Origin of the sequence: Xanthobacter aminoxidans, assembly GCF_023571765.1 — a bacterium.
GTDB classification, from domain to species: domain Bacteria; phylum Pseudomonadota; class Alphaproteobacteria; order Rhizobiales; family Xanthobacteraceae; genus Xanthobacter; species Xanthobacter aminoxidans.
The window spans coordinates 70,908-93,215 of the sequence record NZ_JAMJXC010000009.1; the positions used below are offsets into that span (position 1 = coordinate 70,908).

The 22,308-nt window shown below is 67.3% G+C and carries 21 protein-coding genes; 14 read left to right on the plus strand and 7 right to left on the minus strand.

Annotated elements, in window-relative coordinates; all coding sequences use genetic code 11:
• Positions 1-9: 9 nt before the first annotated feature.
• A complete protein-coding gene (locus EJ105_RS15045) occupies positions 10-1,140 on the minus strand; it encodes an acyl-CoA dehydrogenase family protein (protein WP_250166986.1) in 1,131 nt (376 codons plus the stop codon).
• 306 nt (positions 1,141-1,446) lie between these two features.
• On the opposite strand from EJ105_RS15045, the gene EJ105_RS15050 reads away from it, so the two are divergent.
• Positions 1,447-2,430: a Bug family tripartite tricarboxylate transporter substrate binding protein gene (locus EJ105_RS15050; RefSeq protein WP_250166987.1), complete on the plus strand. Its 984-nt coding sequence runs from the start codon at positions 1,447-1,449 to the stop codon at positions 2,428-2,430.
• 56 nt (positions 2,431-2,486) lie between these two features.
• On the opposite strand, the gene EJ105_RS15055 is transcribed toward EJ105_RS15050, so the two are convergent.
• Positions 2,487-3,734: a CaiB/BaiF CoA transferase family protein gene (locus tag EJ105_RS15055; protein WP_250166988.1), complete on the minus strand. Its 1,248-nt coding sequence runs from the start codon at positions 3,732-3,734 to the stop codon at positions 2,487-2,489.
• Between the two features lie 343 nt (positions 3,735-4,077).
• Here EJ105_RS15055 and EJ105_RS15060 point away from each other — a divergent pair, with 343 nt between their 5' ends.
• The 3 genes from EJ105_RS15060 (at position 4,078) to EJ105_RS15070 (ending at position 7,068) form a co-directional block, all read left to right on the plus strand.
• Positions 4,078-5,055 carry a Bug family tripartite tricarboxylate transporter substrate binding protein gene (locus EJ105_RS15060; protein ID WP_250166989.1) on the plus strand — a complete coding sequence of 326 codons (978 nt, stop codon included), beginning with the start codon at positions 4,078-4,080 and terminating at the stop codon, positions 5,053-5,055.
• Positions 5,056-5,184: 129 nt separating this feature from the next.
• A complete protein-coding gene (locus EJ105_RS15065) occupies positions 5,185-6,069 on the plus strand; it encodes a Bug family tripartite tricarboxylate transporter substrate binding protein (RefSeq protein ID WP_250166990.1) in 885 nt (294 codons plus the stop codon).
• A gap of 45 nt (positions 6,070-6,114) precedes the next feature.
• Positions 6,115-7,068, plus strand: coding sequence for a 3-hydroxyacyl-CoA dehydrogenase NAD-binding domain-containing protein (locus tag EJ105_RS15070; protein WP_250166991.1), 954 nt, complete (start codon positions 6,115-6,117; stop codon positions 7,066-7,068).
• Between the two features lie 31 nt (positions 7,069-7,099).
• On the opposite strand, the gene EJ105_RS15075 is transcribed toward EJ105_RS15070, so the two are convergent.
• Positions 7,100-8,662, minus strand: coding sequence for an acyl-CoA carboxylase subunit beta (locus EJ105_RS15075; protein ID WP_250166992.1), 1,563 nt, complete (start codon positions 8,660-8,662; stop codon positions 7,100-7,102).
• Between the two features lie 28 nt (positions 8,663-8,690).
• Positions 8,691-9,467 (minus strand): enoyl-CoA hydratase-related protein, encoded by a 777-nt coding sequence (locus EJ105_RS15080; RefSeq protein WP_250166993.1) that lies wholly within the window; start codon positions 9,465-9,467, stop codon positions 8,691-8,693.
• A gap of 292 nt (positions 9,468-9,759) precedes the next feature.
• On the opposite strand from EJ105_RS15080, the gene EJ105_RS15085 reads away from it, so the two are divergent.
• The 3 genes from EJ105_RS15085 to EJ105_RS15095 all read left to right on the plus strand — a co-directional run bounded on the left by EJ105_RS15085 (position 9,760) and on the right by EJ105_RS15095 (position 12,484).
• Positions 9,760-10,194 (plus strand): PaaI family thioesterase, encoded by a 435-nt coding sequence (locus tag EJ105_RS15085; protein ID WP_250166994.1) that lies wholly within the window; start codon positions 9,760-9,762, stop codon positions 10,192-10,194.
• 323 nt (positions 10,195-10,517) lie between these two features.
• On the plus strand, positions 10,518-10,943 hold the full coding sequence (locus EJ105_RS15090) for a tripartite tricarboxylate transporter TctB family protein (protein WP_250166995.1): 426 nt from the start codon (positions 10,518-10,520) through the stop codon (positions 10,941-10,943).
• An 11-nt stretch (positions 10,944-10,954) separates the two neighbouring features.
• A complete protein-coding gene (locus EJ105_RS15095; protein WP_250166996.1) occupies positions 10,955-12,484 on the plus strand; it encodes a tripartite tricarboxylate transporter permease in 1,530 nt (509 codons plus the stop codon).
• 147 nt (positions 12,485-12,631) lie between these two features.
• Here the strand turns inward: EJ105_RS15095 and EJ105_RS15100 are convergent, their stop codons facing one another.
• From EJ105_RS15100 to EJ105_RS15110, 3 genes are read right to left on the minus strand one after another with little or no spacing between them, the layout of a single operon-like run.
• Entirely contained in the window at positions 12,632-13,489 is an 858-nt protein-coding gene (locus EJ105_RS15100; protein ID WP_250166997.1) for a MaoC/PaaZ C-terminal domain-containing protein, read from the minus strand.
• Entirely contained in the window at positions 13,489-14,403 is a 915-nt protein-coding gene (locus EJ105_RS15105) for an SDR family NAD(P)-dependent oxidoreductase (protein ID WP_250167114.1), read from the minus strand. The genes EJ105_RS15100 and EJ105_RS15105 overlap by 1 nt, the downstream gene beginning before the upstream one ends.
• A gap of 17 nt (positions 14,404-14,420) precedes the next feature.
• A complete protein-coding gene (locus EJ105_RS15110) occupies positions 14,421-15,185 on the minus strand; it encodes an SDR family oxidoreductase (protein ID WP_250166998.1) in 765 nt (254 codons plus the stop codon).
• A 286-nt stretch (positions 15,186-15,471) separates the two neighbouring features.
• Here EJ105_RS15110 and EJ105_RS15115 point away from each other — a divergent pair, with 286 nt between their 5' ends.
• From EJ105_RS15115 to EJ105_RS15145, 7 genes are all read left to right on the plus strand, one after another.
• Positions 15,472-16,632 (plus strand): thiolase domain-containing protein, encoded by a 1,161-nt coding sequence (locus EJ105_RS15115; RefSeq protein WP_250166999.1) that lies wholly within the window; start codon positions 15,472-15,474, stop codon positions 16,630-16,632.
• 4 nt (positions 16,633-16,636) lie between these two features.
• Entirely contained in the window at positions 16,637-17,029 is a 393-nt protein-coding gene (locus EJ105_RS15120) for a Zn-ribbon domain-containing OB-fold protein (protein ID WP_250167000.1), read from the plus strand.
• Positions 17,030-17,064: 35 nt separating this feature from the next.
• Positions 17,065-18,207: a CaiB/BaiF CoA transferase family protein gene (locus tag EJ105_RS15125; protein ID WP_250167001.1), complete on the plus strand. Its 1,143-nt coding sequence runs from the start codon at positions 17,065-17,067 to the stop codon at positions 18,205-18,207.
• Positions 18,208-18,250: 43 nt separating this feature from the next.
• Entirely contained in the window at positions 18,251-19,390 is a 1,140-nt protein-coding gene (locus EJ105_RS15130; protein ID WP_250167002.1) for an iron-containing alcohol dehydrogenase, read from the plus strand.
• 142 nt (positions 19,391-19,532) lie between these two features.
• Positions 19,533-20,348 carry an enoyl-CoA hydratase gene (locus tag EJ105_RS15135; RefSeq protein WP_250167003.1) on the plus strand — a complete coding sequence of 272 codons (816 nt, stop codon included), beginning with the start codon at positions 19,533-19,535 and terminating at the stop codon, positions 20,346-20,348.
• Positions 20,349-20,352: 4 nt separating this feature from the next.
• Positions 20,353-21,357 (plus strand): zinc-binding dehydrogenase, encoded by a 1,005-nt coding sequence (locus EJ105_RS15140; protein ID WP_250167004.1) that lies wholly within the window; start codon positions 20,353-20,355, stop codon positions 21,355-21,357.
• Between the two features lie 3 nt (positions 21,358-21,360).
• A complete protein-coding gene (locus EJ105_RS15145; protein WP_250167005.1) occupies positions 21,361-22,164 on the plus strand; it encodes a crotonase/enoyl-CoA hydratase family protein in 804 nt (267 codons plus the stop codon).
• Positions 22,165-22,308 lie beyond the last annotated feature (144 nt).

Below are 22,308 nucleotides of genomic sequence, written 5' to 3' on the forward strand. Positions count from 1 at the left end.
GCCGCTTGCTCAGTCGAGCACGTTGCGGGCGACGATGTTGCGCTGGATCTGGTTGGTGCCTTCGATGATCTGGAGCACCTTCGCGTCGCGGAAGTATCTGTTGATCGGATATTCGTTGGACACACCCGCCGCGCCGAACAATTGCACGGCGTCGGTCGCGACCTTCATGGCGGTGTCGGTAGCGTGGCACTTCGAGATGGCTGCCAGCTGGGCGAGGGCCTTGCCCTTCACGCCGGCGTCGACCGCCGCCGCCGCCTCATAGACGAGGTTCCGTGACGCCTGGGTCTGGATCACCATATCGGCGATCATCCAGCGCACGCCCTGGAAGTCCGAGACCGCCTGCCCGAACGCCCGGCGCGACTTGATGAACTCGATGGTGTGGTCGATCGCGCCCTGGGCGAGACCGACGCCCCGCGCGCCGATGATGGGGCGCGAGTCGTTGAGGGCTGCCATAGCGACGCGGAATCCCGTCTCTTCATCGCCGAGCATCGCTTCCGCGGGCAGGTAGCAATTGTCGAAGAAGAGGGCGTGCGATGGCACGCCGCGTGCGCCGATCTTGTCTTCCTTGCGCCCGACCTCGAAACCGGGGGTTCCCTTTTCGACGATGAAGAGGTTGATCTTGCCGCGCTGATCGTCCTCGCCGGTGCGGGCGGCGACGAGCACGAAGTCGGCCATGCCGGAATTGGTGCACCAGATCTTCGATCCGCTCAGCCGCCAGCCCTGGCCGTCCCGCTTGGCGCGGGTACGGATGCCGGCCACGTCCGAGCCGCTCTGCGGCTCGGTGAGGGACAGCGCACCGCGCAGATCGCCGGAGGCGAGGCCCGGCAGATACTTCTGCTTCTGCTCCGGCGTGCCGCCGGCGAGGATCGCGCCGATCGGAACCCACTGAACGACGAGGAGATAGGCCGTGTTGTAGCAGACGCGCCCCAGCTCCTCGACCGCGACGCAGGCCGACAACATGCTGCCGCTCCCGCCATATTCGGGAGGAAAGGGCAAGGTGAAGAGCCCGAGCTCGCGGATGAGATCGAACATGTCATGGGGATATTCGGCCGTGAGGTCGATCTCCTGCGCTCGGGACGCAACCCGCTCGCGAGCAACCCGGCGCACGAGGTCCTGCACCTGGATCTGATCTTCGTTCAACCACCCGCTCACTGCCGTCCTCCCGCCCGTCGGCGCAACGTCCCGGACCTGAACCGCCGCGCCGCGAAGGCCGGCATGATCCGGGGCGAATACCGTTCCCAAATTGCTTAGCGGAGCGGATTCGCAGCGGCCACGTCGTCAGGCCATTCCGCGCATATGTGGAGCTTGTGCCCCATGGCGGCGGCGAGGAAATCGCCACTCAATCCACATGTGCGTGCGATCTTTTCTTGCCGATTGACCCGGCGTTGGGCGCGCATGCTTGGATTTTGGGCCCGGGCCGCAGAAATCCACGCTGCCGGGGTCATCATGAACGGGGAAAATATGCGCGAAATCCTGGGCTGCGCCGTCGCGGCGCTATTGTTGGTCGGGCCTGCGGCCGCGCAGTCGAGCTATCCGGATCGCCCGGTCCGCCTGATCGTTCCGTTCGCGGCCGGCGGCGCCACGGATGTGGTGGCTCGGCTCATCGGATCCGAGCTGTCGAAGGCCTTCAATCAGACATTCGTCGTCGAGAACAAGCCCGGTGCGTCCGGGATGATCGGCGTGGACGCCGTCGCCAAGTCGAAGCCCGATGGCTACACGCTAGGGGTTTCGCCGGGCACGCCGCTCGTGGTGGTGCCCTACCTTGACCCCAAGTCGCCGTTTCGTCCGGAACGGGATCTGGAATTCATAACCCCGGTCTACGACGCTCCGTTCATCCTCTGCGCGCGACCTGATCTGCCTCAGAAGACACTTGCCGCGTTCCTGGCTGCGGCGAAGACGGACACGCGCGAGCCGAGCTATGGCACGGTCGGGATCGCGAGCGTCAACCATGCCCTGCATGAGGAGATGGCGCGCCGCTCGGGCGCCCGGATGCTCCATGTCCCCTACACCGGAGAAGCCCCGATCATGCCGGCCCTCATGACCGGGCAGGTGGACATCGCGTTCATCACCCCGGCGTCCGCCACGGGCCTGATCAAGGAGGGGAAAATCCTGGGGCTTGCGTCCGGCGGACCCGGGCGGGTGGCCGCCTTGCCTGACATGCCGACCATCTCGGAGGTCATGGGCTGGCCCGACTACAGCGCCCATACCTGGACGATGCTGATCGGGCCGAAGGGCATGCCGGAGGATGTGACGGCGCGCCTCAACGCGGCGACGACCAAGATTCTGGCGGACCCCGAAGTCCAGTCCCGGCTGGCGAAGCTGGGGCTGGTCGCCATGGGCGGGAGCCTCGCGGACACGGCTGCCTTCGTCCGGTCGGAGGCGAAGCGGTTCCAGGACATCGTCCGGCTCAACGACATCAAGCGCGAATGAAGGCGCACGGCTCGCCTCCCGCATCGGGCGGGCGCGCCGCGCATCCTGAATTCCTCTCAGCCTGCCGCCGACGATTCCCTGGCGGGGGGCGCTTGCATTTCGGCGGCCGCAACACTTCGCTCCGACCGAAGCTGATCGATGACCTGCTGCGTATGCTCGCCGAGCCGCGGCGGCAGGCGGCGCACGCCGGCGGGGGTGCGGGAGAAGTGCGTGGGCACGGCCATCGTCACGAACCGCCCCTCGGTGGGATGCTCCACGCGGTGAAAGAAGTCGGTCTCCGCGAGGTAGGGGTCGTTGTAGATCTGCTCCAGGGTCATCACCGGCCCGTTGGGAATGTCGGCGGCATCGAGCCGCTGGCGCCAGTCTTCCGTCGTGCGCGTCGCCATCGCCTCGGTCAGGATGCCATAGAGCGTATCGATGTTCCGGGAGCGGGGAGCGATCTCGGTGAACCTGGGATCGCCGAGGAGGTCCTGCCGATCGATCGCCCGGAACATGCGCCGCCATTGCTCGTCGGTGTTGGCCAGAAGGCAGATGTAGCCGTCCAGCGTGCGGTAGGGCCGGCGATGCTGGGTCAGCATACGGCTGTAGCCAAGGCCGAGCTCCGGCTGGTCGAGGACGCCCGCCCACAGATGCTCCAGCATGTTGAATCCGACCATGGTCTCCATCATCGGGACATGCACCTCCTGGCCGAGGCCGGTGCGCTCACGCGCATAGAGAGCCATGCCGATGGAGGACGCCAGCACGTAGCCGCACAGCTTGTCGCAGATCACGGTCGGGAAATAGCGGGGCTCGCCGGTCGCCTGGCCGTTCAGCGCGGCAATGCCGCTCACGCCCTGGATCACGTCGTCGAAGGCGGGCCATTCGGCGCGCGACGACCCCTGCCGGTAGCCGCCGGCCGAGGCGTAGACGATCCGCGGGTTGCGCGCGGACACCGTTTCATAGTCGATGCCGAGGCGGCGCGCTGCCCCAAGCCGCATGGAATGGACGAAGACATCGGCGGTCTCTGCCAGTTCGAGCAGTGTTGCCCGGCTCTCCGGCTGCTTGAGGTCGAGCACCACGGAGCGCTTGTTGCGATTGATGTTGAGGAAGAAGGTCCCCATGCCTTCGCTGCGTGAAGGACCCACGAAGCGCGTGTAGTCGCCTTCGGGCGCCTCGATCTTGATGACGTCGGCGCCCATGTCGCCGAGGATTTGGGTCGAGACGGGGCCGAGCACGTTCACGGTCAGGTCGAGAACCCGGATGCCGGCGAGCGGACCCTGCGCCGGAGTCTCTTCGTCGTGGTTCAATGGCATGGCTTCGGACATGGAGGGCCCCGGATCTCACTGTTCTGTCGCTACGTGCGGCGGGGCGAAGTGCCCGGCCGCGTTGAGTTGGACGCGTCGCAGGCGATAGACCGCGCCGCACCTGAGCTGCGAACGGCCTCGCCTTCTTCGCCTTTCGATTCCGCCACACCACAGAACGGCGCTCGCTGCTCGCGATCAACCGGGAACGCAGGGACGCCGAGGATGAACACGCATGTGTCACCCGCCGGGACCATGCGGAATGCGCATATGCGTGTGATCAACCGCCCCACGATTGACCTTCACGGCCTGTCGAGCCCCCAAATTCCGTACCAGCCCATCCAGAGGCGGGACGAGGGAGACACCCATGGGTCGGAGGTTCGCCACCTTGATCGCGGCCGGACTCTGCTGCGTGCCGGCCGTGTTGCCGGCCTGGGCGCAGGGCTTTCCGGACCGGCCGGTTCGAATTGTCGTTCCCTTCGCGCCGGGAGGCTCGACCGATGTCACCGCCCGCGTTCTCGCCGATGACCTGAGCACGACGTTCAAGCAGCAGTTCATCGTGGAGAACAAGCCGGGGGCGGCGGGCACGACCGGCATCGACCTCGTCGCCAAGGCGAAGCCGGACGGCTACACCATCGGCCTCAGCGGCGTGGGGCCGACGGCCATCATCCCCATGATCGACCCGCGCCTGCCCTACGATCCGGTCCGCGATCTGGACACCATCGCAGCGTTGACGGCCATCGATGTGGTCCTCGTCTCGCGCCCCGACTTCGGCCCGAAGACGCTTCCTGAACTGCTCGCCTATGCCAAGGCCAATCCCGGCCAAGTGTCGTACGGATCGACAGGAGTCGCGGGGCCGATCCATTTCGGTCTCGAGAACCTCGCACGCCGAGCGGGCGTGAAGATGCTGCACGTTCCCTATGCCGGGGACTCCCAGCTCATCACCGCGCTCCTTTCCGGGCAGATCGATATCGCCTTCCTGACCTTCGCCGGGGGGCAGGGGTTCGTCACCAGCGGCAAGGTCCGCGCGCTCGCGGCCGGCGGTCCCAAGCGCATCGCGACCATGCCCGATCTGCCGACAGTGGCCGAGATCACCGGCTTCGCGGACTATGACTGCTACACCTGGAACATCCTGGTGACCGCCAAGGGCACGCCGCCGGATGTCCTGCGCAGGCTGAACGAAGCCGTCAATACGGCGCTGGCCAAGCCGCAGACGCGCGAACGGTTCGCCAGTCTTGGCCTGCTCATCCTGGGCGGGAATGTCGACGACGCGCGCAGGTTCGTCGCCGCCGAGATCGAGAAATACAGGAAGATCGAAGCCGAGACCGGCATCCGCCGGGAATGAAGGCGTCTCTTCAACATGCTCCGACACCATAGCGGGAGTTCGCCGATGCTGAGGCTTTTCGTTGCGGTCGCTGTCGCTCTGTTCGCATGCGGCAGCGCCACGGCCCAAACCTCCTACCCTGACAGGCCCGTGCGGCTCATCGTCGGCTTCGCGCCGGGCGGCGCCACCGACGTGGCGGCTCGCCTGCTCGCCGCGGATCTGACGAAGCTCCTGAAGCAGCAGGTGGTGGTGGAGAACAAGGTCGGCGGCGCCGGCATGATCGGCATGGATGCGGTGGCGAAGGCGAAGCCCGACGGCTACACCGTCGGTCTCGCGGGAGTCGGGGCGACGGCCATCACGCCCTATCTTGATCCGAACCCATCCTACATCCCCACCCGAGACCTCGATGTCGTCGGCAAGTTCTACACCGCCGACTTCGTGCTCGCCGCGCGCCCGGACCTGCCGCAGAAGACGCTGAAGGATCTGCTGTCCTACGCCAAGGCCAATCCGGGCAAGGTGACCTTCGGTTCGGTGGGCGTGGCGAGCCTCAACCAGATCCATCACGAGGAACTGGCGCGGCTCGGCGGCGCGAAGATGCTCCACATTCCCTATCCCGGTGAGGCGCCGATTGTCCCGGCGTTGCTCACCAGCCAGATCGATATCGCCTATCTCACCCCCCAGGCCGCCGATGCCTTCGTGCGCGAAGGCAAGCTGAAGCTCCTGGCGTCCGGAGGGCCGCAGCGTAGCCTGAGCTATCCGGACCTGCCGACCGTGGCCGAGCAGACGGGGTGGCAGGATTATGCCTCCTATTCCTGGACTGTACTGGTCGTCCCGAAGGGGACACCCGGCGATATCATCGCGAAACTCAATGGCGCGCTGAACGCCGTTGTGGCGCAGCCCGCCTTCCGCGAGCGCATGGAGAAACTCGGCCTCACCGTGGCGGGCGGCACGGCGGCGCAGGCGCAGGCCTTCGTCGCCGACGAGGTCGCCACGTTTCGCGAGCTCGTCAAGTTGAACGGCATCAAGCGCGAATAGGCCGTGCCCCGCACGCCGCCTCGGCAGTCAACGGAGACGAGAGCCATGGGCACATACCGCGCCGGCGCGGAAATCAAGACCGTGGGCCTCGTGGCCGGCGGATACGTGGGCGCGGGCTGGGCGGCCTTCTTGCTTGGACGCGGGCTTTGCGTCCGCGCCTGGCTCCGCCGGCCGGAGGCAGGGAACGAACTGCGCGCGGAGATCGACGCCCTGTGGCCGGACCTTGAGCGCCTGGGCCTTGCGCCCGGCGCCGACCGCGCGCGCCTTGAGGTCTTCACTTCGCTGGAGGAGGCGCTCGCTGGCTGCGACTTCGTGCAGGAAAATGCCGCCGAGAATGCAGCCCTCAAGGCAGAGCTCTACGCCCGCATCGACGGATGCGTGGCGCCCGATGTGCTCATCGCCAGCAGCACGTCGTCCTTGTCCATGACCGACATGCAGGCGGGGTGCCGGCATCCGGAGCGCTGCGTTCTCGGCCATCCCTTCACGCCCACCCACCTCATGTGCCTCGTCGAGGTGGTGGGTGGCGCGCGAACCGATCCGGCCGCCGTGGATGCGGCGATGGCCACCTACACCTGTTGGGGAAAGATGCCCGTGCGGCTCAGCCGGGAGATCTTCGGCCATATCGGGAACCGTCTGGCGACGGCGCTGTGGCGAGAGGCGGTCAATCTCCTTCTGGAAGGCGTCGCCTCGGTGGAGGACATCGACCGCGCGGTCGTCGAAGGGCCGGGTCGTAAATGGGCCATCTCCGGACCGTTCGAGAGCTATCACCTGTCCGGCGGCAAGGGCGGGATGACCCGCTTTCTCGAAAGCTACGCGGCGGGGATCCAGCGCCGCTGGGACGACCTCGGCACGCCGGTGCTTGATGCGCCCACCCGTGCCCGAATCTCGGAATTGGTCGAGGCCCGCCTGTCGGACGTGCCTGTCGAGCGACGGGCGGCGCAGCGCGGCGCGTTGCTCGTGAACCTCATGCTTGCCCTGGCGCCGCCCGCCGAAGCCTGACGTCCAGCGGGCCAAAGGGCGTGCCCCCCCCTCATGGCCGGATGGGAAAGCGTGTCTCTCCGGCCTTGCGAAGCGGGGCGGCGATGCCGGCGAACTCGCACAGCAGCCGGCGGGTGTCACGGGGATCGATGATCTCATCCACGCCGAACGCCTCTGCCGTGCGGAAGGGAGACCGAAGGCGCTCCAGCCGGGCGGTGATTTCCGCGCGCCGCGCGTCCGGGTCCTCCGCCTCCGCCAGTTCGGCCCGATAGGCCGCCTCAATGCCCCCTTCCATGGGCAAGGAGCCCCAGCGCCCGGATGGCCAGGCGAAGCGCATGACGTGATGGGTCTGCGGCTGGTGCGCGCCGCCGCCGACACCATAGACGTTGCGGATCAGCACCGAACACCACGGGACGGTGGACTGGTGGATGGCGGCGAGCGCGCGCACGGCGTGGCGCATGGTGCCGGCCTTCTCCGCTTCGAGCCCCACCACGAAGCCCGGGCAGTCCACGAGATGCACCACCGGCAGGTGGAATGTCTCGGCGAGATCGACGAAACGCATGATTTTCTGGGCGCTCGCGGCGGTCCAGGCGCCGCCGGAATGCAGGGGGTCCCCCGCCATGAGCGCGACCGGCCACCCGTCGAGGCGCGCGAGCCCCGTGATCACGGAGCGTCCGAACGCCGGGCCCATCTCGAAGAAGCTGCCACGGTCCACCACGCGATCGATCACCCGACGCATGAGGTAGGCGTGGCGCGGGTCGCGCGGGACGATCGCAGCCAGCTCATCGCATGCGCGATTGGGGCTGTCGCGGCATGGCCCCCGCGGCGGCAGCTCCCAGACGGAATCGGGCAGGTAGGAGAGGAAGCGGCGCGTGAGCGCGAAGGCCTCCTCCTCGTCGTCAGCCGCCATGTCGATGGTGCCGGCCGCGAGCTGGATCGCGTGGCCTCCGAGTTCCTCCTTGGTCCGCTTCTCGCCCAGCTTCTCGACCACCGGCGGTCCGGCGACGAACACCTGCGCCTTTTCGCGCACCATGATCGACAAATGGCTGACGCTCACCCGCGCGGCGCCGAGGCCGGCCACCGGACCGAGGGCCAGCCCGACGACGGGCACCGCGGCGAGGGTGGCGCAGCACAGATGCAGGCCGCCCGACTGCCCGCCAAGGCCGCCCGGAAGGTTGGCAAACCCGGTCTTCTCGATGGAGCGAACCGAGCCGCCGCCGCCGGAGCCTTCCACAAGGCGGATCAATGGCATGCGATATTCGCGCGCCATGGTTTCCGCCATCTTGAACTTGTCCCAGATGGCGGCATCCGCCGAACCGCCTGCCACCGTGAAATCGTCGCCGGAGACGACGACCGGGCGTCGCATCACCTTGCCGCGGCCGAAGACGCAATTGGCCGGGGTGAAGCCGGAGAGCTGGCCCTCGGCGTCGTACTGCGCCTTGCCGGCGAGGGATCCGATCTCGCGGAAGCTGCCACGGTCGAGCAGGCTCTCGATGCGCTCGCGCACCGTGAGACGGCCGGCCCGGTGTTGGCGCTCCACCCGCTCCGTGCCGCCCATCTGCTCGGCAAGGACGCGGCGGTGCTCCAGCTCGTCGATCTCGGGTTCCCAGCTCATGTCGCGCGGCTTCCTACCGGGGGGCACATCATGCGCCGGTGAACACGGGCGCGCGTTTCTCGCGGAAGGCCGCCACCGCCTCCGCATGGTCGGCCGTCTGGGTGAGGCGGATCTGGTGCTGCGCCTCCGCGGCGAGGACTTCCGGGAGCGTGCCGGCCCGGGCGATCTCGAAATTGCGCTTCATGTAGCGATAGGCGGCCGTGGGGCCGGAGGCCATTCGGGTGGCAAGGCGCGCGATCTCGTCCGAGAACGCCTCGTCCGGAACAACCCGCGTGAGCAGCCCGATCCGTAGCGCCTCCTGCGCATCGATCTTTTCGGACAGGAGATAAAGCTCCTGCGCCTTGAGAGGGCCGACCAGCCGCGACAGGAAGAAAGAGCCGCCGAAGTCCCCGGCGAAGCCCACGTTGGCGAAGCTCGTCACAAAACGCGCGCTCTGTGTGGCAATCCTCAGATCGCACGCGAGGGCGAGCACCAGTCCCGCGCCTGCCGCGGCCCCGTTGATGGCGGCGATCGTCACCTTCGGGCACTGGCTGAGGGCGAGGATCGAGCCGTGCTTGCGCTGGAGTTCATCGTAGCGCTCCTCCAGGGTGCCGGTGCGCCCCTGCATGGCCTTCACGTCGCCGCCGGCACAGAAGGCCCGCCCGGTTCCGGTGATGACGATGGCTCGCACGTTCGGATCACGTCCAAGGCGAGGGATCGCCTCGATGAGGCCGTCGAACATGGCGAGGGAGAGGGCGTTTGCGGCCTCGGGACGGTTCAGGCGCAGTGTCGCGACACCGCCTTCGAGCGTTTCGACCAGATCCATCGAAGCATTTCCCCGAACTTGTTCTGTCGGCTGAGTGCTACCATGGTCCTGCGAGACTCGCCCGCGGTCCAGTTGTTCTCCATCGAGAGCACACATATGGGGTTTTGCTGGCTGGCAGGTGGACAGAAACGGGCTGGGCCGCCGAGGATTCGTCGCTGACGGGGGAACGGGCGATCGCTCGGCCAAGCCGTTCGGAGTTTCCCATGATCGCTTTGGAGAGAAGGGCGTGTCGCGCCCCGGCTTCGATTCCGTCTCAACTGCAATGCCTTCGCCACCAATGCACGAGTGCCGAATGAACGCCCCCGTGACAGGCGCTTTCCACGACCTCGCCAGAATCCAGGGGCGGCTCGATCGCACGCCGTTCAACGCCTGGCTCGGGCTGCGCGCCGTATCCGCGTCGCCCGACGGCGTGGTGTTCGAACTCGAGGCGCGGCAGGAGTTCGTTTCCACGCCGGAGCGTCAGATCGTGCACGGCGGTGTCCTGGCGAGCCTGCTCGATGCGGCAGCCATCTACGCGGTTATCACCGCGACGGGTTGCCTTCAGACGACCGTGGATCTGCGTGTGGATTATCACGCCACTGCCGCCGTGGGGGTGCTCCGCGCGCGGGGCACGCTCGTTCGGCTTGGCAAGACCCTCTCCTGCTCCGAGGCGCGGGTTGAAGACCATTCCGGCAGGCTGGTGGCGAGCGGGCGCGGAACCTTTCTCAATCTCGGCCTCCCGGCCTGACCGTTCCTCCCGGGGGAGACCCCTTGCTCCCTCACTTGCGGGCGACGCGAAAGCGTCGCCCGATCTTTTTGCGCGGAGATCTCCTCCGGTCATGCGAGCCGCGCGCCGGGCGGATCAACACATTCATGTCGGTTTGGCCTGCCGAGTATCCCGCCGGATTTACCAGGTACGCGGCACGTATATTGTTACTCAAAGTAATGGATAAGATATATTACGTTAGGTGAGGTTAGATGCAAAATAAAAATAACATGCCGGGTGGGGGAGGGGGGCTGGATCAGCCGCGGTCCTCGGAGATCTGGAGGGATCGTCGCGCCGGTCTCCTGATGGCGGGCATCGGGGCCTTCGCCGCGGTGACAGGAGCACGATACGGCATCGGGACATTGAGCCGGATCGGCCCCGGCTTCTTTCCCACCGTGCTCGGCATCGTGCTCGTCGTTCTGGGCCTTGCCATCGCGTTCACCGCCACGCTGGCGCAGGACCATGAGGCCGGTCATGGACACGCGGCCCAGGACGCGCCCGTGGATTGGCGCGGCTATGTGGCCATTGTCGCCAGCATGGTCCTCTTCATTGTCCTGACGCCGGTCCTCGGCCTCGTCCCCGGCACATTCGCCTGCGTGTTCACGGCCGCGATGGGCGACCGGAAAATGACGGTGCTGAACTCTGCTGTGCTCGCCGCCGTCATCAGCGTGGCCGGAGCCCTGTTGTTCATCTGGGGCCTGCGTGTCGGCCTTCCCTATTTCGGTTCCTGAAGGATCTTGCCATGGAAGCCATCGACGGCCTGATCCACGGTTTCGGAGTTGCGTTCCAGCTCCAGAATTTCGCCGCCTGCCTCGCCGGCGTGTTCATCGGCAATGTGGTCGGCGTGCTGCCCGGCCTGGGCGTCATGACAGCCATCTCCATGCTGCTGCCGCTGACCTTCGCGATGCCGCCGGTTGCCGCGATCCTCATGCTGGCGGGCATCTATTATGGCGCGCAGTACGGCGGAGCGATCTGCTCCATCCTGCTCAACCTGCCCTGCCATCCCCCGCACGCGGTCACCTGCCTCGACGGCTACCCGCTCACGCTTAAGGGCAAGGGCGGCACGGCACTCGGCGTGACCATGCTGGCCTCCTTCCTCGGCGCCTCCTTCGGCATCGTCCTGATGGTGTTCTTCGCACCCTATCTGGTGCGCATCGCCCTGAACTTCGGCCCGGCGGAAATCTCTTCCCTGATGCTCCTGGGGCTGCTCGCGGGCTCGACCCTGGCCCGCGGATCAAAGCTGAAGGGCATGTCCATGACATGCCTTGGCCTGCTCCTGGGAACGATGGGAACCGACATCAACACCGGTCTCCAGCGCTTCACCTTCGGGTTTCCCGAACTGGACGACGGACTTGAGATTGTCGCGCTCGCGCTCGGGCTGTTCGGCGTGGCCGAATTTCTCAAGAGCGTGAACGCGGTGGCCCCGGTTTCGACCTCGGCGACGCGCATCCGGATCGCCGACCTGTGGCCCAGCCGATCGGAACTTCGCACGGCAATCGTGCCCGCTCTGCGCGGGACCCTCGTGGGCAGCCTGTGTTCCATGATCCCCGGCACCGGCCCCACCATCGCGTCCTTCATGGCCTATGGCCTTGAGAAGCGCGTGTCCCGCCGGCCGCAAGAGTTCGGTCACGGAGCGATCCAGGGCGTGGCCGCCCCGGAAGCTGCGACACACGCTGCCGTGCAGGGCGACTTCATTCCCACCATGAGCCTCGGCATTCCCGGTGATGCGGTGATGGCGCTCCTGCTCGGGGCGCTGGTGATCCAGGGCATCACGCCGGGACCGCAACTCATCACCGAGCATCCGGACATCTTCTGGGGCCTCATCGCCAGCTTCTGGATCGGCAACATCCTGTTGATGGTGATGAACATGCCGATGATCGGGCTGTGGGTGAAGCTGCTCTCGATCCCCTATCGCTACCTTTATCCGAGTGCCCTCTTCTTCGTGTGCATCGGCGTCTACAGCGTCCGCAGCGACATGTTCTCGGTGGGTACGACGTTGGCCATCGGCGTATTCGGCCATGTGCTGCTGCGTCACGGCTTCCACCCGGCCCCCATACTGCTGGGTTTCGTGCTGGGCCAGAGGTTCGAGGAGAACCTGCGTAGGGCGCTGCTCCTGGCGCGCGGCGACCTCTCCATCTTCGTGACCCGGCCCATCAGTCTCGCCTTCCTGCTCACGGCGGTGCTGCTGCTGGGCGCCCAGCTCTATTTCGCCCTGCGGCGGCGCGACGAAATCCAGCTGCCGCCGAGCGCGTCTCCGATCCTCGACGAGTAAGGGGCGGCAGGGGGATCTTCGGGAAGAGGGAAAGCGCGGCGCGCAAGCCGGCGAACGTGCGGATGTCAGAAAAGAAAAAAGGCCGCGGATCGGATCCGCGGCCTTTCTGCATTCGCTAGGTTCAAGCGCTCGATAGGGGCGCCCGGATCAGGCGATCTCCGCGCGGCCGTTGCCGATGGCGACGACGCCGCGCTCCACGGAGCGTGTCTCGAAGCTGACAACGGGGCCGTCCTGCCAGATGCTCACGGCGAAGGTCTCGCCAGGGAAGACCGGCGCCGTGAAGCGTGCAGAGATCGCGCGCAGTCGGGCCGGATCGTAGCCGCAGACGCTCTTGAGGATCGCGTGCCCCGTCACGCCGTAGGTGGCGAGCCCGTGGAGGATGGGCTGCGGGAAGCCCGCCTTGGCCGCCACGTCGGGATCGCTGTGGAGTGGATTGTAGTCGCCGCTCAGCCGGTACACGAGTGCGGCGTTGGGATTGGTCTTCAGTTCGCAGACCACGTCCGGCGCGCGCTCGGGCACCTTGTGGGGCGCCGGCGTCGGCCGGGCCGGGCCGCCAAAGCCTCCGTCGCCGCGGCAGAAGGTGCTCTGGGTGATGCTGGCGATGCGCTCGCCCGTCACCGCGTCGGTCAACTCCCGCTCCGACACCACCACCGCGCCCTTGCCGGTGCCCTTGTCGATCACATCGACAACCCGCGTGCGCGTGACCAGCGTGCCCTCCACCGGAAGTGGCCGGTGGAGCACGAGGCCTTGCTCGCCATGAACCACCTTCACGTAGTCGATGCCGGTGTCGAGGTTGCGGATCCAGGAACCGGGGCTCGCCAGAACCACGGCCATGGTCGGCAGGGCGCAGAGGGCCTTTTCGTAGACGAAACGCAGCTGCTCGCGGTCCGTCGGGTCGTGACCGAGACCGACGCCCAGAGCATAAAGCATGGTGTCGCGCGCCGTGTAGGTCTGCCGCACGTCGGGGATGGCCAGCGCCATGAGTTTTTCGTAGTCGATGGCCATCAGATCGGATCCCAGGTGAAGACGTCGCTGGACCGCTCGAGCGGCGTCAGCCCTGCGGCGAAGGCGCCCTTCGCGACGGAATCGACCAACTCCGGCGTCCATCCGTCCGACATCTGCACGGAGCGAACCGGGCGCGGCTGGCTGAACAGATAGAGTTCGTTGTTGCGGACCCCGAAGATCTGGCCGGAAACGTCCGCCGCTTTGTCCGAAGCCAGCCAGACCGCCAGCGGGGCGATCTTTTCGGGCGTCATCTGCTGGAATCGTTCGACCCGTTGGCGCTGTTCCTCGGTTTCGGTGGGCAGCGAACTGGTCATGCGGCTCCACGCGAAGGGCGCGATGCAGTTGGAGCGCACGTTGTAGCGCTGCATGTCCAGGGCGATGGCCCGCGACAGGCCGACCATGCCCATCTTGGCGGCCATGTAGTTCGCCTGGCCGAAATTGCCGATGAGCCCGGAGGTGGACGTCATGTGCACATAGGTGCCGCCGTTCTGTTCGCGGAACTGGGAGGCTGCCGCGCGGCTGAGCAGGAAGCTGCCCATGAGGTGCACCTGGATGACATCGTTCCAGTCCACGTAGCTCATCTTGTGGAACATGGTGTCGCGCAGGATGCCGGCATTGTTCACCACGGCGTCGAGGCGGCCGAAGCGTTCCACCGCGGCGGCGACGATACGCTCGCCGTTTGCCGGTTCGACGATGGACAGCGTGCTCGCGAGCGCCTCGCCGCCCATGGCCTCGATCTCTGCCACGACCTCCTGTGCCGGGCCTGCATCCTGTCCGCTGCCCGCGAGGCTTGCGCCGATGTCGACGACGACCACGGCAGCGCCTTCGGCAGCCATGCCGAGGGCAATCGCCCGGCCGATGCCGCGTCCGCCGCCGGTGACGACGGCGACCTTTCCGGCCATCATCTTTTGCATGCTCATTACGGTCTTCCTCAGCCGTGCATGGTCAGGCCGCCCGAGACGCTGATGGTCTGGCCGGTGATGAAGGCGGCGTCGTCGGACAGCAGGAACGCGATCATGCCCGGATAGTCATCGGGCCTGCCCAGCCGACCGAGAGGGATGGCCCGCGCGAGACCTTCCGCGATCTTCCCGCCGGTGGGCGAGCTCTTGGCAAACTCGTCGAACAGCGGCGTGTCGGTGGGGCCGGGACAGACCACGTTCAGCGTCACGTTCTTGCGCGCCATTTCGCGGGCCATGGTCTTGGTGAAGGAGGCGATGCCGCCCTTGCACGCGGAATAGACCGCCTCGCCGGAGGAGCCCACGCGCCCCGCGTCGGACGCGATGGAGACGACGCGGCCGAAGCCGCGCTGCGCCATGCGGGGAACGACGACGTGGTGAAGGTTGAGCGGGCCGTAGAGATTGATGGCGATGACCTTGTCCCAGAAGGCCTGGTCGGTGTCGAGGAAGGGAATGGGCTTGTCCCAGCCGGCGACATTGGCGAGCAGCTCGACCGGCCCCGCCTCTGCCTCGAATGCGTCGACCGCCGCGGCGACGGCGGCGCGATCGGCGATGTCACAGGCATAGGCGATGGCCTTGCCGGGACCCTCGGCAAGGCGCGTCGTTTCCTGCGCGCCATCGAGGTCGCGGTCGAGGACACCGACAACACACCCCTCCTCGACCAGACGCAACACCGTTGCGCGGCCGATGCCGCTTGCTCCGCCCGTCAGAATTACGCGGCGACCCTCGAGACCTCGCATCGTAAACCACTCCCTGTCGCATTCGCATGGGGAGACAAGCGCGCCCTTTCCGGCACGCCCACCCAAGCTCGATCCTGCGTGAACACCCGCACCTGTCGGCCGGCCCCCCCGGCGCGTCATGCGGCCACCGCTGTGCGAAAGTGGCTGCGCCCGCCGTGCGAGCCAAGGCCTTGGCGCCGCGAAGCACCGCTTCAACACGTATGTGGAGGTCGCGCCGTTCTCGCCCGACGCACTGTCCCGTCTGCGCCTCAGCAAATATCGTCCGGGCATCTCACCGGAGCCGCCCATGCAGGAAGGCGCGTTCATCGTCGGAGCGTTCGAGCATCCGACCCGCAAGGCACCCGACAAGACGATCGCCCAGCTTCACGCGGAAGTGGCCGCGGGTGCTCTCGCCGACGCCGGGCTCACGCCCGCCGATGTGGACGGCTACTTCTGCTCGGGCGACGCGCCCGGCATGGGGCCGCTGACCATGGCGGACTATCTTGGCCTGCGTGTGCGGCACTACGACAGCACGGACGTCGGCGGCTGCTCCTACATCGCCCATGTGGCCCACGCCGCGCAGGCCATCGCCGCCGGCAAGTGCAATGTCGCGCTTATCACCCTTGCGGGTCGTCCGCGGAGCGAGGGCCTGACCACCATGCCCGTGCGGACGGCGGACGAGCGCAATCCCGATTCCACCTGGGAAAACCACTTCGGAATCCAGACCGTCAACATGTACGCCATGGTCGCCATGCGCCACATGTATGAGTTCGGCACCACGCCGGAGCAGCTCGCCTGGATCAAGGTCGCGGCCTCCCACCACGCGCAGCACAATCCGAATGCCATGCTGCGTGACGTCGTCAGCGTCGAGGATGTGGTGAACTCGCCCCTGGTGGCCGACCCGCTCCACCGGCTGGATTGCTGCGTGGTCAGCGACGGCGGCGGAGCCCTGGTCGTTGCCCGGCCCGAGGTTGCGCGCGAGCTGAAGCGTCCGCTGGTCGCCGTGCGAGGCTGCGGCGAGAGCCTGAAAGGCACGTTCGGCGGCGAGGTGGATCTCACCTGGTCGGCGGCGCGCGCGTCTGGAGCCGGCGCCTTCGCAGAGGCGGGCGTCACGCCGGCCGACATCAAGTACGCCTCCATCTACGACAGCTTTACCATCACCGTCCTCATGCAGATTGAGGATCTCGGCTTCTGCGCCAAGGGGGAGGGTGGGCGCTTCGTCGCCGATGGAAACCTCATCTCGGGGATCGGACGGCTGCCCTTCAACACCGACGGCGGCGGGCTATGCAGCAACCATCCGGCCAACCGGGGCGGCGTCACCAAGGTGATCGAGGCGGTGCGCCAGGCGCGCGGAGAAGCGCATCCCGCGGTGCAGGTGAAGAATGCCGATCTGGTCATCGCGTCCGGCATTGGCGGGCTTCTCGGCGCGCGCCATGCCTCCGCGACCCTCATCCTCGAAAGGCATTGACCCGATGGTCGAGCGCGCCATCCCGAGCCCGGTCATCGACGCCGAAAGCGCGCCTTTCTATGCCGCCGCGCGGGAGGGACGGTTCCTTGTCCGCCGCTGCACCGAGACAGGCCGTTTCCACTGGTATCCCCGCGCGCTTTGCCCCTTCTCCCTCAAGGAGACCGAATGGGTGGAGGCATCGGGGCGAGGTGCAATCTACAGCTACAGCGTCATGCGTCGGGCCGACCCGCCCTATGCCATCGCCTATGTGCGGCTGGAGGAAGGGCCTGTGATGCTCACCAACATCGTCGAAAGCGACTTCGACGCGCTCGCGGTCGGCCAGAAGGTCGGGCTCGTATTCGTTCCAACCGCCGGGGAGGGCACGCCCGTGCCCTGCTTCCGCGTGGTGCGCCCCTGAGCAGGTCGGCGCGGACACGTCATCGGGAGAATGCAATGGGACCCCTCAAGGGTATCAAGATCGTCGAGCTTGCCGGGATCGGTCCCGGCCCCATGTGCGCCATGCTGCTGGCGGAACTCGGGGCGACCGTGCTTCGCGTGGAGCGCCGGGCGCCGGTGAAGCTCGGCATCCAGAGGCCGCTGAAGTACAATCTCCTCTTGAGGGGGCGGCCGCAGATCGCGGTGGATCTGAAGGAAAAGGCCGGCATCGACTTCGTGCTCTCGCTGGTCGAGGAGGCCGACGCCCTGATCGAGGGCTTCCGGCCGGGTGTCACCGAACGCCTCGGACTGGGGCCGGATGCGTGCCTCGCGCGGAACCCCAGGCTGGTCTATGGCCGCATGACTGGCTGGGGCCAAACCGGGCCGCTGGCGCAGGCGGCGGCTCATGATCTCAACTATATCGCCCTCACCGGCGTGCTCGCCGCGATCGGCCGCAAGGATGCTCCACCGACGCCACCGCTGACCCTCGCCGGCGACCTGGGCGGCGGCGCGCTCTACCTCGCCTGCGGCATGCTCGCGGCGATCCTAGAGGCGCAGCGCTCCGGCGCGGGGCAGGTGGTGGACGCCGCCATCTCCGATTGCGCAGCCCACCTCATGACGAACTTCTTCGGCATGCATGCGGCGGGCCTCATGTCCCTGGAGCGGGGCACGAACTTCTCCGATTCCGGCGCGCCCTATTACGATTCCTATGTCTGTGCGGATGGGCACTACATCTCGATCGCCCCCATCGAGGAGCGCTTCTTCGCGCAGCTCCTGGAGCGGCTCGGCTTCGATCCCGCGAGCGTTCCGCCGCAGGACGACCGGGCGCAGTGGCCGCGGATGCGTCGCCTGTTCGCTGACCGGTTCCTTGAACGGACAAGAGCGGAGTGGTGCGCGATCCTCGAGGGGACGGACGTGTGCTTCGCGCCGGTCCTCACCATGGCGGAGGCGCCGGCGCATCCGCACATGCAGGCGCGCCGCGTCTTCGTCGAAATCGATGGCGTCACCCAGCCGGCCCCTGCACCCCGCTTCAGCCGCACCCCGCCCGCCGATCCCACCGCGCCGATGGCGGCGGCCGATACGCCGCCGGCTGAAGCTCTGGCCGGCTGGCGGATTGCCGATGCTATCGCTGAATGGGCCGCCCGCGGCGCCATCGGCTGACAGATTCCGGGCATGTCGCCCCTTCTTGCGGACAAGGCTTCCCATGCCGCTTCTTCAGTTCGTCAATCGTGTTTGGTTTGAGCAAGGGGCCGTCAAGCGGATCGGCGGCGAGCTCGGGCGCCTCGGAATCCGCCGGCCCCTGGTGTGCACTGACAAGGGGATCGTCGCGGCCGGCATCGCCGATGCGGTGAAAGCCCATTGGCCGGCCGACATTCCCTGGATCCTGTTCGATGAAACCCCGGCCAATCCGACCGAAAGCGCGGTGTGCGCCGCCCTCGCGCTCTATCGGACGGCGGGATGCGACGGCATCGTTGCCATCGGCGGCGGCTCGCCCATCGATCTCGGCAAGGCGGTGAACCTGCTCGTCGGGCATCCTGAACCCCTCGCCCAGTACGAAACCGCGAAGAAGGGGCTCGGCAAGATCGGGCCGGTGGGACCGCTGATCGCCGTCCCCACCACCGCGGGCACCGGCACCGAGGTGAGCGTTGGAACGGTGATCATCACGGACGATGGGCGCAAATCCACCATCGCCAGCCCCTATCTCATCCCCGACGTCGCAATCTGCGATCCTGCGCTCACCCTGGGCCTGCCGAGGCTGCTGACCGCCGCCACCGGGATGGATGCGGTGACCCACTGCATCGAGGCCTATCTGTCGCCGCTCTACAATCCCATTGCCGACGCCATCGGCCTCGATGGCCTCTCCCGGGCGGTGGCACGAGGGGCGCTGGAGCGTGCCGTCTCCGACGGTTCGGACATTACGGCGCGGACCGAGATGATGATGGCCGCGCTGGAAGGCGCGCTGGCGTTCACCAAGGGGCTTGGCGCAGTCCATTCCATGAGCCACGCGGCGGTGCGGATCGAGGGCCTGAAGCTGCACCACGGAACGTTGAATGCGGTCATCCTGCCGACCGTGCTGCGCTTCAATGCCCCCCATTGCGCGCCGAAAATGGCCGCGCTCGCGCGTGCCATGGAGCTGCCGGATGCGGCCGCCCTGCCCGAGGCCATCGAGGCGCTGACTGCGCGCCTCGGCTTGCCGGGGACGCTCCACGAGATGGGGGTCGTCGAAGCCGCCATCCCCGAGCTGGTGGCCTATGCCGATGCCGACGTTTCGAGCCTGACCAATCCCATCCGGCCCACTAGGGAGGACTATGCACGCCTCTTTGCGGGGCTTGTTTCCGGCTGAGGGACGTCGACCATCCCCGCTGCCGACGGCAATCGGTGGAAGACCACGTTGCGCACATACATGCGCATCACGCCCGGCCCGTGCGGCGCGGGGCTGTGTTCGGCTAAGTGATACGCGGGAACGCAGAGCCGGGACACGACGCATGGACTTCAAGACCATTCGCTACGTGGTGGTTGACCGGGTCGCCACCCTCACGCTCCATCGTCCGGAGCAGATGAACGCGCTCAATGACGAGATCGTGGCCGAGCTTCACGAGGCGATGTCGCTTGCGGATCGAGACCGCGCCGCGCGCGTCATCGTTCTCACCGGTGCCGGACGAGCCTTCTGCGCCGGCGGCGACATCAGCGGATTTGGCGCGACGGATCCGAAGGCCCTTCTCACCAAGCTGCCACGCCCGCTCGATCTGAACCGGCGCGTCGACTACCAGATGCGCCACATCTATTTCCCGCGCCTGCGCAAGCCGGTGATCGGCATGATCAACGGTGCGACGGCCGGTCTCGGCCTCATCTATGCGCTCGCCTGCGACCTGCGCTTTGCATCGGACACCGCAGTCTTCACCACCGCGTTCGCGCGACGCGGGCTCTCGGCGGAATATGGCATGGCCTGGATTCTTGCGCGGGTCGTCGGCCAGGCCAATGCGCTGGACCTGCTGCTTTCCGCCCGCAAGGTGCTTGCGCCTGAGGCGAAGGAGCTTGGCCTCGTGAACAAGGTGTTCCCCGCCGCGACGCTGGCTGACGAGACCTATGCCTATGCGCGCGAAATGGCGCAATGGTGCTCGCCGCGTTCGATGCGGGTCATCAAGGAACAGGTCCACGAGGTTCCGTTCCAGACGCTGCACGAGGCGGTCCTGATGGCGAACCGGGACATGGTGGTCTCCAACGCGGGTGCCGACTTCCGCGAGGGGACCGCCAGCTTCCGCGAGAAGCGGCCTCCGCGGTTCCAGGATGACGAGGAGTGACGCGGTGATCCCGACTTCCATGCAGGCGCTCGTCGCGACCGACTATCAGGGGCCGGCCTCGGTGCGGATCGCGCAAGTGCCCGTTCCGACGCCCGGCACCGGCGAGGTGCTCATCCGCGCCGGAGCGAGCGCGCTCAATTTCCTGGATCTGCTCATGCTGGAGGGGAAGTACCAGGTGAAGCCGCCCGTCCCCTTCGTTCCCGGCCGCGACCTCGCGGGCGAGGTCGTCGCTCTGGGGGGCGGGGTGACTGGGTTGGTGGTGGGCCAGCGCGTGGCGGCGCAGCCGGCATTCGGCGCCTTTGCCGAATATGCGGTCGCGCCGGATTATGCATGCCAGCCCTTGCCGGACGCGGTGGATGATGTGGTGGGCGCTGCGAGCGGCATCGTGCTTGCCACCGTGGTCGGCGCGCTCAAACTCAGGGGGCGCGTGGCCCCCGGCCAACGGGTGCTCATCACCGGTGCCGCGGGCGGGGTGGGGACCGCAGCCATTCAGTACGCCGTTGAACTCGGTGCGGTGGCCGTGGCCCTCGTCTCCTCCGCCGCCAAGGCCGAGGTTGCTTCGCGGCTGGGGGCCAAGGTGGTGGTGCGCTCGGACCTTCTGCCATCCGGCAAGGGGGCGCTTCGCGATGCGCTGAAGGCGGAAGGCATCGACGACGTCGATGTCGTGGTGGACATGGTCGGAGGCCCGGATGTCGATGGGCTATTGCGCTGCCTGAAGCCGGGCGGACGGTTCGTCATCGTCGGCTTCGCCTCCGGACACATTCCCCGGATTCCGGCGAACTATCTGTTGCTCAAGGACATCGAAGTCCATGGCTCGTCCCTCGATCGCCTGTTCCGCACGCGCGATCCCGGCCTTGCGAACGGCATCCGCGAAGCCTTCGATCTGATGGCGCTCGGGCGCATGAGAGCCGCCGTGGACGTGGTCCTGCCCTTCCGGGATTTTGCCGAAGGTGCACGCCGCCTGGCCGCGCGCGAGACGGTGGGCAAGGTCGTCTTCAAGGGGTTCTGAACCATGCAGCACCCGACGTCTCATCCCGATGGCGCGGTCCATCTCGACCGCGACGGGGCGGTGCGGCTCGTTCGCATCGACCGCCCGGCGAAGCTCAACGGCTTCACGCCGACGATGATCCGCGAGCTTGCGGCAGCGCTGACCGAGGCGGAGCACGATGACGAGGCCCGCGTCACCCTGCTTCATGCGGAGGGGCGCCACTTCACGGCCGGGCTCGACCTCGCCCAGGTCTCGGCGGCCTGGAACCGGGGGGAGGAGGTTTATCCCCGTGACAAGCTCGACATCTGGAACCTGCGACCGCCGTTGCGCAGCAATCCCCTTGTCGTGGCGGTCAAGGGCATCTGCTACACGGTCGGCGTCGAGCTGATGCTGTCAGCCGACATCGTCGTTGCTGCGGACGACTGCCGGTTCCGCCAACATGAGGTTCAAAGAGGCATCATGGCGGCAGGCGGGGCGACCATCCGGATGGTGGAGCGCGCGGGGTGGGGCAACGCCATGCGTTATCTGCTCACCGGAGACGAATGGGACGCTTCGACGGCGCTGCGGCTGGGGCTGGTTCAAGACGTGGTTGCCGCCGGCGAGGAATTCGCCCGTGCCCGGCAGATCGCCGACGTCATCGCGACGTCCGCGGCGCCTCTGTCCGTGCGCGCGACCATGGCCAATGCGCGGCGCGCGCTCGATGCCGGGGCGGCGACCGCTGCGGCGGAGTTCGACGCCATTCGCGCGCGTCTGCGCGCCAGCGACGATGCCGGAGAAGGGCTGAAGGCGTTCGTCGAGAAGCGTCCCCCGGAATTCAAGGGACGCTGATGGGGCCGTAACGGATCGAAACCCGCGCGGCCAAGCGAGCACAGGGCGCCGCGGCCGGCAGGTGCAATCCACTCCGGCCGCCAGTTCCTGCCGCCAGACCGTTCCCTGAGGGGGCGCGGTCTGGTCGGTCCGCGCTCTCTCCGG